The organism is Actinoplanes sp. NPDC051343, from assembly GCF_044455125.1.
In the GTDB taxonomy this organism is placed as follows: domain Bacteria; phylum Actinomycetota; class Actinomycetes; order Mycobacteriales; family Micromonosporaceae; genus Actinoplanes.
On record NZ_JBITEL010000014.1, the window covers coordinates 141406 to 156317 of the forward strand.

Genomic DNA, 14912 nt, shown 5'->3' on the forward strand with positions numbered 1-14912 from the left:
CGGACGGATGAGCCCGGCTCACCCACACCGGGTTAGCCGACGGCGCCGGCCGCCGGATTGGCAGATCTGCCAATCGACACCCTCGGCGACTGCTGGTGCTCTGGAACAGGGAAGCGGAGCCCGCGATCCCGTGTGTATCCCGGGCGACGCAGCCCCGCGATACCTCAACCCCACCCGCGATGTTGGAGGAGCGCGTCATGCCCAAGGCAGTCGGCATCGATCTCGGCACCACGAATTCGGTGATCGCGACCGTGGAAGGCGGGCAGCCGACGGTCATCGCCAATGCGGAGGGTTCACGGACCACCCCGTCGGTGGTGGCCTTCACCGAGCAGGGCGAAAGACTGGTCGGTCAGCTGGCTCGCCGTCAGGCGATCCTCAACCCCAAGGGCACCATCTATTCGGCGAAGCGCTTCATCGGACGCCGCTTCGACGAGGTGTCCAGCGAGCTGAACACGGTGACGTTCGACGTGGTTTCCGGCCCCGACGGTGCAGTCCGGTTCAAGATCCGCGACAAGCTCTACGCACCGGAGGAGATCTCCGCCCTGGTGCTACGCAAGCTGGTCGAGGACGCCTCGAAGTTCCTGGGCGAGCGTGTCACCGAGGCTGTCATTACCGTGCCGGCCTACTTCAACGACGCGCAACGCCAGGCGACGAAGGATGCCGGCCGTATCGCCGGGGTCGAGGTACTGCGGATCATCAACGAGCCGACGGCGGCGGCGCTGGCGTACGGCCTCGACAAGAAGGAACACGAGACCGTCCTGGTCTTCGACCTGGGTGGTGGCACGTTCGACGTCAGCATCCTGGACGTCGGTGACGGCGTGGTAGAGGTCCGCTCCACCGCCGGCGACACCCACCTGGGCGGCGACGACTTCGACCGCCGGCTCGTCGACCACATGGCCGACGAGTTCCAGAAGACGGACGGCATCGACCTGCGCCGCGACCCGCAAGCCCTGCAGCGGCTCTTCGAGGCGGCCGAGCGCGCCAAGGTGGAACTGTCGTCGGTCACCCAGACGACGGCCAACCTGCCGTTCATCACGGCGGATGCCAACGGCCCCAAACACCTCAACATGACGATCACCCGCGCGAAGTTCGAGGACCTCACCAACGATCTCGTCGAGCGGTGCCTGGACCCGGTGGAGCGGGCCATGTCCGACGCGAAGGTAACCGCGAACGACATCGACGAGGTCATCCTGGTCGGCGGCTCGACCCGGATTCCGGCCGTGCAGAAACTGGTCCGCCGGCTCACCGGCGGCAAGGACCCGAACATGACGGTCAACCCCGACGAGGTCGTCGCGCTCGGCGCCGCGTTGCAGGCCGCGATCATCAAAGGTGAGGTCAAGGACGTCCTGCTGCTCGACGTCACCCCGCTGTCGCTGGGCATCGAGACCATGGGCGGCGTGATGACGAAGGTCATCGGCCGCAACACCACCATCCCGGCCCGGCGCACCGAGACCTTCAGCACCGCGGCCGACAACCAGCCCGCTGTGGACGTGGTGGTACTGCAGGGCGAGCGGGAGAAGGCGGATGACAACCGGGTGCTCGGCCGGTTCCGGCTGGAGAACATTCGGCCGGCGCGACGTGGCGAGCCACAGATCGAGGTCACCTACGACATCGACGCCAACGGCATCCTCAACGTGTCCGCCAAGGACAAGGACACCGACGCGGAGCAGCGCATCACCATCAGCGAGAGCTCCAACCTGGATAAGGGCGACATCGACCGCATGGTCCAGGACGCCGAACGCCATCGTGGTGAGGACGCCCGGCTGCGCGAGATGATCGACGCCCGCAACGAGCTCGACTCCGCGGCGTATCAGGTGGAACGGCGGCTGAACGAACTGGGCGACGCTGTACCCGTGCACGAGAAGGGCCGCGCCGAGATGCTCGTCAACGACGCGCGCCAGGCGATCAAAGATGAGGCGCCGCTTGATCGGCTCCGCTCGCTGACCGCGGAACTGCAACAGGTCTTCCAGAGCCTCGGTGCCGGCGGCGGTGGCCCGGCGGCCGGTGGCGCGGACGGTGGCTCGTCCTCACCGGGCAACTCGTCGGGAAGCCAGGATGACGACGACGTGATCGACGCCGAATTCACGACCGGGTGACCGACGATGACCGATCAGGAACGCGAGCGGGCGGCGTCCAGGGCGGTAGCCTCCCCCGGCCCGCCGGAACCGGCCACCGACGGTGTGGACCCGCAGGTCCGTGGCGAGATCGCGGAGCTGCGTGACCAGCTGGCCCGGTCGGAGGAACGCTACCGGCGGGCGGTGGCCGACTTCGACAACCTGCGTAAGCGGATGGCACGCGACGCCGACCGGGAGCGCGAAGACGAGCGGGCCCGGGTGGCGGCGCGATGGCTGCCCGTCCTCGACAATCTGGAGCTCGCCCTGCAGCACGCCGCCGCCGAACCGGCATCGATCGTGTCCGGGTTGGAGGCCGTCCGCCAACAGGCGCTCGCCGTCCTGGCCGACCTCGGTTATCCGCTGCGCGCCGACCTGAACGAGCCGTTCGACCCGAGCCGGCACGAGGCGGTGGCCGTACTGCCGGCCACCGACGCCGCGCCGGGCACGATCCTGCAGGTCGTCCGGCCCGGTTACGGCACTGACGAGCGGCCGCTGCGGCCCGCTTCCGTGGTCGTGGCGAAGGGCGCCTGATGGCGCCGTCCCGCGACTTCTACGACACGCTGGGCGTCTCCCGAGACGTCAGCGCGGAGGACATGCAGCGGGCGTATCGCAAACTGGCCCGGACCTATCACCCCGACGTCAACAAGGATCCGGGTGCGGAGGAGCGGTTCAAAGACATCTCCGAGGCTTACGACGTGCTCTCCGATCCGGAGCAGCGGCGCCGGTACGACGCCTTCGGCCCGGACTTCCGCCAGGTGCCACCGGACGTGGACCCGCAGACCTGGGCACGGGCCGGCGCGGGGACCGGCGGCGGTCGCGCCCGCCGAGGTGGCGGTGGACGTGCGCGTCGCGGCGGAGGTGCCGCGGACGACGCGTACACCCAGTCCGGTCACTTCCAGGACATCGACCTGGAGTCCATGTTCGGCGGGATGTTCGGCGGCCGTGGCGGCGGTGGCTTCGGCCCGCTTCCGGGCGCGGACCAGGAGGCCGAGATCGAACTGACGGTCGAGGAGGCGTACACCGGCGGGCGCCGGACCGTCACGCTGTCCGGCCCCGACGGCAGCCGCACGTTGGACGTGACGATTCCGCCCGGGGTGACCGAGGGCCGGCGGATCCGGTTGAGCGGCCAGGGCGGCCGCGGCGGCGACGGCGCCTCGGCCGGCGACCTCTACCTCGTGGTCCGACTGGCACCGCACCCGCGGTACCGGGTCAACGGACGGGATATCACCACCAACCTGCCGCTGGCACCGTGGGAGGCCGCACTCGGCGCGTCCATCGTGGTTGACACCCCCGGCGGCGAGGCGAAGGTCCGGGTCCCCCCGGGTACGTCCAGCGGTCGGCGGCTGCGGCTGAAAGGACGGGGACTGCCGAACCCCCGCGGCCGGCCGGGTGACCTGTACGCCGAGGCCCGGATCATGGTCCCGCCCGAGCTGTCCGACCAGGAACGGCGGTTGTTCGAGCAACTCGCCGTCGTCTCCACCTTCGACCCGCGGAGGCGGCCATGACCTTTCCCCTCGCCCGGACACCGGGACCCGCGATCAGCCGGCTGAGCCTGACGACGTTCAGTCATACCGGCGGTGTGCACCCGGAGATGGTCCAACGTCTCGTCGCGCTGGGCATCCTCGACCCCGAACGCGACGCCGCCGGAAACCTGTGGTTCGGGCGCGACCAGTTGCTCGCTCTGGCCCGTGTCCGGCGCCTGCGCGCCGGTCTGGGCGTCAACTACGCCGCCCTCGGCCTCGTGATCGACCTCCTCGACCGCGTGGCCGCCCTCGAGCATGAAGTTCGTGTCACGACCTCTCGACGCACCGGAGGCAGATCGTGGACCTGAACCGCCTGACCCAGAAATCGCAGGAGGCCCTTCACGACGCCCAGACCAAGGCGCTGCGGTTCGGCCACACCGAGATCGACGTCGAGCACCTGCTGCTCGCCCTGATCGAGCAGCCTGAGGGTCTGGTGCCCAGGCTGCTCCCGGCGACCGGCGTCGACCCGGACAAATTACGGGAACAACTGGAGTCGGAACTGAACCGGCGGCCCCGGGTCAGTGGACCGGGCGCCGCACCCGGCCAGGTCTTCGTCACCCAGCGCCTGTCCCGGCTGTTCGACGCCGCCGAGCGGGAGGCGAAACGGCTCAAGGACGAGTACGTCTCCGTCGAGCACCTGGTGATCGCCATGCTTCAGGAGGGACGGGGCTCCACGGCCGGCCGGCTGCTCAGCGACGCGGGACTCACCCGTGACGGCTTCCTCCAGGAGCTGACGAAGATCCGAGGCAACCAGCGGGTGACCTCGGCGATGCCGGAGGTCGCCTACGAGGCACTGGCCAAGTACGGTCGCGACCTCGTCGCGGACGCCGCCGCCGGGACCATGGACCCGGTCATCGGACGCGACGGCGAGATCCGCCGGGTGATCCAGATTCTGTCCCGCAAGTCGAAGAACAATCCGGTTCTCATCGGTGAACCCGGGGTGGGTAAAACCGCCATCGTGGAGGGCCTGGCCCAGCGGATCACCAACGGCGACGTGCCCGAGGGACTGCGGGACAAGGTGGTGTTCGCCCTGGACATGAGTTCCCTGGTTGCCGGCGCGAAGTACCGCGGCGAGTTCGAGGAACGGCTCAAGGCCGTGCTGTCCGAGGTGAAGGCCGCCGAGGGACGGATCCTGTTGTTCATCGACGAGCTGCACACCATCGTCGGCGCCGGGGGCGGTGCCGAGGGCGCGATGGACGCCGGCAACATGCTCAAGCCGATGCTCGCGCGCGGCGAGCTGCACATGATCGGCGCGACGACGCTGGACGAGTACCGCAAGCACATCGAGAAGGATGCGGCACTCGAACGCCGGTTCCAACCGGTGGTGGTCGAGGAGCCGTCCGAGGAGGACGCCATCTCGATCCTCCGCGGACTGCGCGAGCGGCTGGAAGTCTTCCACGGGGTGAAGATCCAAGACGCGGCGCTGGTCGCCGCGGTGGTCCTCAGCCGCCGGTACATCTCCGACCGGTTCCTCCCGGACAAGGCGATCGACCTGGTCGACGAGGCGTGCGCGATGCTGCGTACGGAGATCGACTCGATGCCGGCCGAACTTGACGAGCTCACCCGGCGCCTGACCCGCCTGGAGATCGAGGAAGCTGCGCTGTCCAAAGAGGAGGATCCCGCGAGCCTGGCCCGGCTCGACCAGCTCCGCAAGGAGCTCGCCGACCTGCGGGCCGAAGTGGACGCGTTGCGCGCCCAGTGGGACGCCGAACGGCAGGCCCTGAGAAGGGTGCAAGAGCTGCGCCGGGAGATCGAACAGATCCGGCACGAGGCGGAACAGGCGGAACGCAACTACGACCTCAACCAGGCCGCCGAATTGCGGCACGGCAGGCTACCGGAGCTGGAACGCCGGCTGCAGGCCGAGGAGCAGCGGCTGGCCACGAAGCAGAGCGGCAAGCGGCTGCTCCGCGAGGTGGTCACCGAGGCCGAGATCGCCGGCATCGTCGCCCGGTGGACCGGCATTCCGGTCAGCCGGCTGACCGAGGGCGAACGCCAGAAGCTGCTGCGGATGGACGAGATCCTGCACGAGCGGGTGATCGGACAGGACGAGGCCGTGCAGCTGGTCACCGACGCGATCATCCGGGCCCGGTCCGGCATCAAGAACCCTCGCCGGCCGATCGGGTCGTTCATTTTCCTGGGACCGACCGGAGTCGGCAAGACCGAGCTGGCGCGCACCCTGGCCGCTGCGCTGTTCGACACCGAGGACAACATGGTCCGGATCGACATGAGCGAATACCAGGAACGGCACACCGTGAGCCGGCTCGTCGGGGCGCCCCCGGGATATGTCGGCTACGAAGAGGGCGGTCAGCTCACCGAGGCGGTCCGGCGCAAGCCGTACTCCGTGGTGCTCTTCGACGAGATCGAGAAGGCGCACGCGGATGTGTTCAACACGTTGCTGCAGGTTCTGGACGACGGGCGTCTCACCGATGCGCAGGGCCGTACTGTCGACTTCCGCAACTCCGTGATCATCATGACCTCGAACATCGGCTCCCAGTACCTGCTCGAGGGCATCTCCGACGCTGGTGAGATCAAGCCCGAGGGCCGCGAGCTGGTCATGGGCGAACTGCGGCGGCACTTCAGGCCCGAGTTTCTCAACCGGGTCGATGACATCGTGCTGTTCAAGCCGCTTACTCAGCCGGAGATCGAACGCATTGTCGACCTGATGTTCAACGAGCTTCGCGAGCGGCTGGCCGAGCGGCGAATGACGCTGGAGGTCACCGGCGAGGCACGGCGATTCATCGCCCGCCAGGGCTTCGATCCGGTGTACGGCGCCCGGCCACTGCGCCGCTTCATCGCCCGCGAGGTGGAAACCCGCATCGGCCGGGCGCTGCTAGCCGGCGACGCCCGCGACGGCGCGGTGATCCGGGTGGACCTGGTCGACGGCGAGCTGACCGTCACGTACGAGAAGTCGGCGGAGGAGTGACGTGGACAGCAAGGTGATCGAGTGCCCGAACTGCGGGCGCAAGAACCGGGTCGCCGGGGCGGCCGAAGGCACCCCGCACTGCGGCAACTGCCACAAGCCGCTGCCCTGGATAGCCGAGGCTGGCGACGACGACTTCGGCGACGTGGCCGAGCGGGCGAACATCCTGGTCCTGGTGGACATGTGGGCGACCTGGTGCGGCCCGTGCCGGCAGGTCAGCCCCGCGCTGGAACAGGTGGCCCGCGACCTGGCCGGCAAGGTCAAGCTGGTCAAGGTCGACGTGGACAAGGCGCCGAAGGTGTCCGAGCGGTTCACGATCCAGGCCGTACCCACGCTGATCCTGATGCGCGACGGCAGGGTGGTGGCCCGCCGGGCCGGCGCGTCACCCGCTTCCGCCCTGCGCAGCTGGGTGGACGAGGTCCTGCGGAGCGCGGCGTGAACCCGGACCAGGAGCGGCTTTCCGAGACACCGGATCTGGCCGGCGCCTATCCCCGCCTGTCCGACGAGCAGATCGGGTTGCTGAGCCGGCACGGTGAAAAGCGGCCGGTCCAGCGCGGTGAGGTGCTTGTCGCCGAAGGCCAGCGGGACCGCGACTTCTTCGTCGTGTTGTCCGGCAAGGTCGCGGTGATCGAGGGGTACGGCACGCCGAAAGCCCGGATGGTTCGGGTACATGCCGCCCGCCGGTTTCTCGACGAACTCGGTCTGCTCACCGGCCAGCCGTCCTTCGTCTCGATGGTCGCGCAGGAACCGGGCGAGGTTCTCGCGGTGCCTCTGCACGCGCTGCACGAACTGGTCCGCGAGGAGCCCGACCTCGGGAACCTGATCCTGCGCAGTTTCCTTGCCCGCCGGGAACTGCTGATCGGCGGCATCACCGGCATCAAGATCGTCGGTTCGCGGTTCAGCCCGGATACCCGCCGGCTGCGCGAACTCGCTGCCCGCAACCGCGTGCCGCACACCTGGATCGACCTGGAGGAGGATCCGGGCGCCGAGGAGTTGTTGCGCCGGCTGGCCATCAGCGCGACGGACACACCGGTGGTGATCTGGCGCGACACGGTGCTGCGCAACCCCTCGAACGCGGAACTGGCGCGGGTCGCCGGCCTGCGGCGTTCCGGCCAGGACGAGGCGATGTGCGATCTCGTCGTGGTCGGCGCGGGCCCAGCCGGTCTCGCCGCCGCCGTGTACGGCGCTTCTGAAGGACTCGCGACGGTCGTCCTCGACATGGTGGCCACCGGCGGGCAGGCCGGTACCTCCTCCCGGATCGAGAACTACCTGGGTTTCCCGGCCGGCATCTCGGGCGCTGAACTGGCCGACCGCGCCGTGGTGCAGGCGAAGAAGTTCGGCGCCGACCTCAACGTTCCGGTCGAGGCGGTACGGCTGGGATGGCACCACAGTCACCAGATCGTGTACCTCGACGACGGGGCGCAGTTGCGGACCCGGACGGTCGTAGTCGCTACCGGCGCGCGGTACCGGAGACTCGACGTGCCGCGCCTCGCGGAGTTCGAGGGCACCAGCGTGTACTACGCCGCCACCTTCATGGAGGCGGTCTTCTGCGAGCAGCAGCCGGTGTCGGTCGTCGGCGGCGGCAACTCGGCCGGCCAGGCCACGGTCTTTCTCGCCCGGCACGCCGCGCGGGTACGGCTGATCATCCTGCACGACGATCTGAACCGCGACATGTCCCGCTACCTGGTCGACCAGATCGAGCGACTGCCCAACGTCGACGTGCTGCGCAACACCCAGGTCGCCGAGCTGATCGGTGACGACGGCCGGCTGCAGGCGCTCGGCGTGCGCGACACCAGGACCGGTGAGCGGCAGGAGATCCCGACGACGGTCTTGTTCGCCTTCATCGGGGCGCAGCCGTGCACCGGCTGGCTGGCGGCCAGTGTCGCCCTGGACGAGCGCGGTTACGTCCTGACCGGAGCGCAGGTGCGCACCGACGCACCCCAACCTGTGCTGCTCGAAACCAGCCGCCCCGGCGTCCTGGCAGTGGGCGACGTGCGCAGCGGCTCGATCAAACGGGTCGCCTCCGCGGTCGGTGAGGGGTCCATGGCCGTTCGCCTGATCCATGACCACCTGGCCAAGTTCGGAGATGCTGCCGGTCGGCAGCGGTCCCGCATATGACGTCCGGAAGGAAACCATCATGTTGGAGACACTCAGCCGTCACTGGTGGGCGGTGGCTCTGCGTGGCGTCGCCGCGATCATGTTCGGTGTGCTCGCCCTCGCCTGGCCCGCGATCTCCGTCTTCGCGCTGGTCATCGTCTTCGGCGCCTACGCGCTGGTGGACGGCGCGTTCACCCTGGTCGCCGCGGTCGGCAACCGGAACGGCCGCGCACGTGGCAGCCGCGTGTGGCTCTTCGTCCGCGGTATCGCCGGCATCCTGACCGGCATCATCGCGGTCGTCTGGCCGGGTATCACCGCGCTCGCCCTGCTCTGGGTGATCGCCATCTGGGCCCTGGTGACGGGGGTGTTCGACATCGTCGCGGCATTCGAACTCCGCAAACAGATGCGGCGCGAATGGCTGCTTGCCCTGAGCGGTGCGTTGGCCGTGCTGTTCGGCGTTCTGCTGCTCGTCTGGCCGGCGGCCGGAGTCCTGGCCCTGGTGGTGCTGATCGGTATCGCGGCCATCGCCTTCGGCGTCACGCTGCTGATGCTCGGCCTGCGTCTGCGCCGGGAGCGGCGCCACGATCCGGCAGCGGCCGGACACCACCGTCGAGCTGCCACAGCCTGAATGCGTACGGCTGGAGGCCCGGACGTGCGATCGGCCGGTGCCGTTCATCCGTGTGGCAGCCGTAGCGTGAAGGTGGCCCCGGCTCCCGGCTCGCTTCGCACGCTCGCGGTGCCGCCGTGTGCCTCGATCAGCTTCCGCACGATCGACAGGCCGAGCCCGCGCTGCCGGGCGGTCTAGCCATCCGCGAGTTTGCAGCCGACGCCGTAGAACACGTGGGGGAGTGTAAGTCCGGTCCGCCCCGGTAAACCGAGCCGGAACGGGATGGCTACCGGATCACAACAAGTTTCTGACAACGAACGGCGACATTACCGGGCATGCCGAAAACGAGAGCCCTCCTCAGCGTCGCCGGCCTGCTGCTCCTCGGTGCCTGTGCCTCGCCGGCCGCCCAGGGTGACAAGCACGTCGCGACGCTGACGAGCGCCGGGGCGACACCGGCCGGCAGCACACCCGGAGTGGACAGCCAACGACCGCAGATCCGCCTCGACACGAGCGACGCGGAGCACGACCGGTTGTACATCGCGTACGACGACTGCCTGGTGGCGCACGGCGTGAAGGTGCTGACCGGGAAACCCGGTGAACCCGCGATGGGCATTTCGGACACGATCGGCCGACCGTCCCGGCTGCTCGACCGAAGCGGCGAGCCGAAGTCGGCCTACCTGGCGTGCCAGAGCAAGCAACCGCTGGAGCCGGCGGAACTGGACGAGAGCAGGAACCCCAACTACGCCGCCCAGTGGAACGACAACGTGAAATGCCTGCGGGCGCACGGCGTGATGGTGCACGTGGTCAAGCCCGGCGAGTGGACGTACGACTCGTCGAACGGCGCGACCCCGCCCAACGAGGCCGAACTCGAAAAGACCTGCTTGATCCAGGCGTTCGGTGGCCATGACTCGTCGAAGTAGCGCGATCGCCGGGGTGGTGGCGGCGGTCGCGTTGGTCGGCGGCGGGACCGCCTTCACCACCCTGCGTCCACGGCCGAAGACGGTCCCCGCCGCAGCGGAGCCCGCCGTCACCACGACGAACGTCCGCCGGATCCCGGGAGCCCTTCAGCCCAGTCAGGCGATCGTGGTCTCCGGGCCGGGCCGGATCAGCGCGGTCACCGCGCAGCTCGGCGACCCGGTCGACGAACCGCTGTTCTCGATCAGCTCGACGACCAAGCTGGTCACTCTGCCGATGAGCCCGACCGACGCGGGGGCGCTGCATAGCGGCATGGCGATGTCGATCACGCTGCCGAACGGCAGTGAGGTCCCGGGCAAAATCTCCGCGATCAGCCCGATCGTGACCGGTGGCGGCTCCGCCGGCGCGGACGATGCCGGTGGGGACAGCGCGTAGGCCAAGGAGACCGTGACTGTCATCCCGAAGAAGACGGTCACCTCGTACGATTCGGCGACCGTCCAGGTGCGGATCACGACCACCACCCGCAAGGGGGTGCTCGCCGTCCCGGTCGGCGCACTGGTCGCGCTCCGCGGCATCCTGGCCCCGGTGCCGCTCGCGCCCGACCTCGATCAGTCGGTGCTGGTGGGCTGGGACGCCGCCCGGTCGACACTCGGCTTCGACGGCCATCCGACCGTCCTGTACGTACGCTGTCAGGAACCGGCCCTGGAACAGGTACGTGACGTGCTGCCGGCCACGGTCAACCCCCAACTGCCCGGGATGGTGCGGGTGAGCCGGCCGTCGGACGCGCTGCTCGCCAAGCGGGCCACGCAGAGCGCGTTCGGCTCCCTGCTGCTCGGCCTGGCCGGGGTGTCGCTGCTGGTCGGCGGCATCGGCGTGGCGAACACGATGGTGATCTCGGTACTCGAACGCCGTCGCGAGATCGGCCTGCGCCGGGCCCTGGGCGCCCACCGCGGCCAGATCCGCATCCAGTTCCTGGCCGAGTCGATCGCGCTCGCAACCCTCGGCGGCGCGGCCGGTGCCGCACTCGGAACGGCCGCCACGATCGGATACACCACGTGGCACCTATGGCCCGCTGTCGTGCCGGCCTGGTCGGTCGGCGGAGGCATCGGGAGCGCCCTGGTGGCCGGCGTGGTGGCCGGCGTCTATCCCGCGATCCGGGCGGCGCGGCTCACCCCCACAGAGGCTTTGGCCGCCCCGTAGACCGCCCCCCGCCCATGGAAACCACCACCATCGCGGCCGGCCGGTGAGCTCACCGGTACCTTCAGGCCATGGCCGTCGGATATTTAGTGCGGTAGACTCTCGCCACCTTGTCGGTCAATAGACCTGGTGGGTTGAGATATGCCGATCGTTCCTGCGGCGCCGCTTGCGCTGTCCACCGACCAGCGCGCCGAGCTGGTCCGGATGGCGACGTCCGCCGTGCTGCCGCAGCGGCGGGTCGTACAGGCGCGCGCGCTGCTGTGGGCCGCGGACGGAGTGGCGAACGAGGAGATCGCCCGGCGCGCCGGGGTCGACTCGGACACGGTGCGACGGTGGCGCAAGCGTTTCGCGGACGATGGCACCGCGGGCGTGGGATCGGTGGCGAAGGGCCGCGGGCGCAAGCCGTCGCTGCCGCCCGGAACGGTTGCGGAGGTTCTGCGCCTGACGCGTACGGAGTCGCCGCCAGGCGGTGCGCAGCGCTGGAGCACCCGGTCGATGGCCGCCCGGGCCGGCGTCGGGAAGGACACGGTGGCGCGGATCTGGGCCGAGCATGGCCGCACGCCGCGCCAGGGCGAGGCGCCCGGCGAGACCGCGGCAGGTGCGGCCCCCGAACCGGTCGGCGCGGTGCCGACGATGGCCGACGTCGCCCGGCGCGCGGGAGTCTCGGTCAGCACGGTGTCCTACGCGATGACCGGCGCCCGGCCCATCGCCGAGGTCACCCGGGAGCGCGTCCGGTGGGCGATGCTCGACCTGGGTTACACACCGAACGCCCTGGCCCGCGGGCTGCGGGGCAAGCGCAGCCGGATCCTCGCGGTCCTGTTCCCCAAGAACGAGTGGCACATCGATCTCGGCTCGATGGAGTACATCCTCGGCGCCTCCGATCATGCCCAGCAGCGCGGCTATCACCTGTTGCTGTGGACCACCGGGGCGGAGCAGCTCGACGACCTGGCCGGGCTGGCCCGGCAGGGGCTGGTGGACGGCGCCCTGCTGATGGAAGTCCGGCTCGAGGATCCGCGGATCGACGTACTCCGCGACTCGCGGCTGACCTTCACCATGCTCGGCCGCAATGCCGGGCCCGGTGACCTCGACTACGTCGACACCAATTTCGACCAGTGCGCGACGCTGGCGGTTGAGCATCTGGCCGGGCTCGGCCACCGCGATCTCGGCTTCGTGCACCAGAACGCCGCGACCATCGAGTCCGGGCGGGGCAATGCGATCCGGCTGCGGGACTGCATGGTGCGGGCGGCGCGGGAGGCGGATGTCACGCTCACGGCGCTGACCTGCTCCCGAAGCGTCGAGGGCGGCCGGCAGGCGTTCGCCGAGCTGATCGCCGCCGACCCGCGGACGACCGCGGTGATCGCCTTCAACGAGCAGGCGACCCCCGGTCTCATGGCCGCCGCGGCCGACACCGGCCGCCGGATTCCCGGCGACTTCTCGGTCCTCGCCGTCGACATGCCGGCGCAGGCGGCCCGGATGGCCACGCCGACGGTCACCACGGTCGGGCCGGGTGCCGCCGCGATGGGCAAGGCGGCGGTGGAGATGCTGATTCGCCGGATCGAGGGTGGACAGCCCGCCCGCCCGGCGCAGGTGCTTTTCGACGGTGAGCTGACGGTGCGGGCGAGCTCGGGGCCGCGCGGGCGTTGACACGCCCTCCGGAGCGATTTAACGTCATCGGTTAATCGAATCGAATCGATGCCGTCAAGGGCGCCATGCCTCCCAGGAGCGTGAGTCGATGCCGAAGAGAATCCATCTACGAACCGCGACAGTGCTGGTGGCCGCCGGCGCGCTTCTCGTGAGCGCCCTGCCCGCCGGCCCGGCGAGCGCAGCGTCCACATTCACCCAGACCGACCTCGTCCGGACGACGAACGCCTTCCTGAACGCCTTCTACATCAACGGCGGCGACTTCAAGACCAGCCGGTCCGACAGCAGCGCCATCCACTTCTGGGAAGCGTCTTTCAACCGGGAGACCCTGACCGACGCCTCACGGCTCACCGGACAATGGAAGAGCCAGATCAGCGAAACCTACTACCGGTACGAGAACACCCACTCGGCCGACCGCTTCGGCAACCCGAAATGCTGGATCGGCAATGACTCGGACTGGAACGACGACTACTCCTGGGCCACCCAATTCGCCCTCAGCGCGTACGAGGCCACGGGTGACCCGCACATGCTCGCCCAGGCCAAGTGGCACACGGACTTCTTCTACACGGACTTCTACGACAACATCGACGGCGGCGGGTTCTGGCGGGAGCGCGGCGTCCAGGACCAGAAGGACGTCCCGTCGAACGGCTTCGCCATCGCGGCAGCGGAGCTGGCCCGCTACTACCCGAACAGCACGGTGCACAACAACCCGCTGAACGTCGACAAGACCTACCTGCAGATCGCCCAGGACACCTACAACTGGCTCAAGACCAGCTTCCTGCGCTCCGACGGCGGATTCCAGAACTCCATCTCCGGCCGCAGCTGGGACGACAACCTCTACACGTACAACGCCGGCGTCTTCCTGGAGCTCGCCGCCAACCTGTACGACCTGACCAAGAACACCACGTACATCACCGACGGCCGGCGAGTGGCCGACTTCGCGAAGAGCCACTTCACGACCGGCAGCAACCAGGTCATCGTCTACGAGGACCACGTCGGCGAGGACGGGCTCTACCGGCCCGACCCGGTCAGCAACTACGAGATCGTCTTCAAGGGCATCTTCCTTCGGGGGCTCTACAAATTCATCACCATGGGCTGGCAGAGCCAATACCTGGACTGGCTTGGCAACAACGCCCAGTCGTCGTACGACCACCGGAGCAACGACCTTCCCTCGGCCACCTTCGATCAGACGCTGACCAACGGCCGGTCGACCGGAATCGCCTCCGGCCTCGCGGCGATGACCTACACGCTCGCGGCCCGCAAACTCTCCGGCCGCATCGAGGGTGAGAACGGCCAGAAGTACGGAACGGGCCGCAACGAGACGGCCACGTCGGCCTCCAACGGTCAGCTCGTCGGCAGCATCGACATCGCGGGCGCCGGCGTCGAGTTCCGCAACGTCGCCGCGGCAAGTTCGCTGACCTTCCGGACGGCAAGCGCCAAAACCGGAGCCAAGCTCGGTCTCTACGTCAACGGAGTCAAGGCCCGCGACGTCAGCTTTCCCAACACCGGAAGCTGGAACGCGGCTTTCGCCGACACCACCGTCGCGGTACCCATCCCCGACGGCGCGACGATCAGAGTCCAATTCGACAGCGGCGACGTCGCGGCGAACATCGACTACCTGACACCTTCCGGAACTTCGACCAGCGCCACGTTCTTTGCCGACGAAGGCTATTCCGGAACGGCCGCCTCCCTCGCCAAGGGCGACTACGACGTCGCACAGATCGAAGCAGCGGGCCTGGCCAACGATTCGATGACCTCGGTCAAGGTGCCCGCCGGCTGGACGGTCGAGGTCTTCCAGGACGGCGGCTTCAACGGCACCAAGTGGACGTACACGTCGGACACCCCGAACGTCGGTTCGGCGGCGAACGACCAGATGTCCTCCGTACGCATATCTTGAA

The 14912-nt window shown here is 69.0% G+C and carries 13 protein-coding genes and 1 pseudogene; 13 read left to right on the forward strand and 1 reads right to left on the reverse strand.

Annotated elements, in window-relative coordinates:
- Nucleotides 1-197 precede the first annotated feature (197 nt).
- From dnaK to ACIA5C_RS37695, 8 genes are read left to right on the forward strand one after another with little or no spacing between them, the layout of a single operon-like run.
- Nucleotides 198-2096 carry a molecular chaperone DnaK gene (gene dnaK, locus ACIA5C_RS37660; RefSeq protein WP_396063781.1) on the forward strand — a complete coding sequence of 633 codons (1899 nt, stop codon included), beginning with the start codon at nucleotides 198-200 and terminating at the stop codon, nucleotides 2094-2096.
- Nucleotides 2097-2102: 6 nt separating this feature from the next.
- On the forward strand, nucleotides 2103-2645 hold the full coding sequence (locus ACIA5C_RS37665) for a nucleotide exchange factor GrpE (protein WP_396063783.1): 543 nt from the start codon (nucleotides 2103-2105) through the stop codon (nucleotides 2643-2645).
- A complete protein-coding gene (locus ACIA5C_RS37670; RefSeq protein ID WP_396063785.1) occupies nucleotides 2645-3619 on the forward strand; it encodes a DnaJ C-terminal domain-containing protein in 975 nt (324 codons plus the stop codon). Before ACIA5C_RS37665 ends, ACIA5C_RS37670 begins: the two co-directional genes overlap by 1 nt.
- Entirely contained in the window at nucleotides 3616-3945 is a 330-nt protein-coding gene (locus ACIA5C_RS37675) for a chaperone modulator CbpM (RefSeq protein WP_396063787.1), read from the forward strand. Before ACIA5C_RS37670 ends, ACIA5C_RS37675 begins: the two co-directional genes overlap by 4 nt.
- Entirely contained in the window at nucleotides 3936-6560 is a 2625-nt protein-coding gene (clpB, locus tag ACIA5C_RS37680; protein WP_396063789.1) for an ATP-dependent chaperone ClpB, read from the forward strand. Before ACIA5C_RS37675 ends, clpB begins: the two co-directional genes overlap by 10 nt.
- A gap of 1 nt (nucleotide 6561) precedes the next feature.
- Complete coding sequence (gene trxA / locus ACIA5C_RS37685; protein ID WP_396063791.1) at nucleotides 6562-6996, forward strand: thioredoxin; 435 nt, start codon at nucleotides 6562-6564, stop codon at nucleotides 6994-6996.
- Nucleotides 6993-8675: an FAD-dependent oxidoreductase gene (locus ACIA5C_RS37690; protein ID WP_396063793.1), complete on the forward strand. Its 1683-nt coding sequence runs from the start codon at nucleotides 6993-6995 to the stop codon at nucleotides 8673-8675. The genes trxA and ACIA5C_RS37690 overlap by 4 nt, the downstream gene beginning before the upstream one ends.
- Nucleotides 8676-8694: 19 nt before the next feature.
- Nucleotides 8695-9282, forward strand: a complete 588-nt coding sequence (locus ACIA5C_RS37695) for an HdeD family acid-resistance protein (protein ID WP_396063795.1) — start codon at nucleotides 8695-8697, stop codon at nucleotides 9280-9282.
- A gap of 44 nt (nucleotides 9283-9326) precedes the next feature.
- Here the strand turns inward: ACIA5C_RS37695 and ACIA5C_RS37700 are convergent.
- Nucleotides 9327-9437 (reverse strand): annotated as a pseudogene (locus ACIA5C_RS37700) (ATP-binding protein); the annotation flags it as partial.
- A gap of 159 nt (nucleotides 9438-9596) precedes the next feature.
- Here ACIA5C_RS37700 and ACIA5C_RS37705 point away from each other — a divergent pair.
- The 5 genes from ACIA5C_RS37705 (at nucleotide 9597) to ACIA5C_RS37725 (ending at nucleotide 14911) form a co-directional block, all read left to right on the forward strand.
- Nucleotides 9597-10181 carry a hypothetical protein gene (locus ACIA5C_RS37705; protein ID WP_396063797.1) on the forward strand — a complete coding sequence of 195 codons (585 nt, stop codon included), beginning with the start codon at nucleotides 9597-9599 and terminating at the stop codon, nucleotides 10179-10181.
- Entirely contained in the window at nucleotides 10165-10611 is a 447-nt protein-coding gene (locus tag ACIA5C_RS37710; protein ID WP_396063799.1) for an HlyD family secretion protein, read from the forward strand. Before ACIA5C_RS37705 ends, ACIA5C_RS37710 begins: the two co-directional genes overlap by 17 nt.
- Before the next feature lie 12 nt (nucleotides 10612-10623).
- Entirely contained in the window at nucleotides 10624-11376 is a 753-nt protein-coding gene (locus ACIA5C_RS37715) for an ABC transporter permease (protein ID WP_396063801.1), read from the forward strand.
- A 138-nt stretch (nucleotides 11377-11514) separates the two neighbouring features.
- Nucleotides 11515-13017, forward strand: a complete 1503-nt coding sequence (locus ACIA5C_RS37720; RefSeq protein WP_396063803.1) for a substrate-binding domain-containing protein — start codon at nucleotides 11515-11517, stop codon at nucleotides 13015-13017.
- An 88-nt stretch (nucleotides 13018-13105) separates the two neighbouring features.
- Entirely contained in the window at nucleotides 13106-14911 is a 1806-nt protein-coding gene (locus ACIA5C_RS37725; protein WP_396063805.1) for a glycoside hydrolase family 76 protein, read from the forward strand.
- Nucleotide 14912 lies beyond the last annotated feature (1 nt).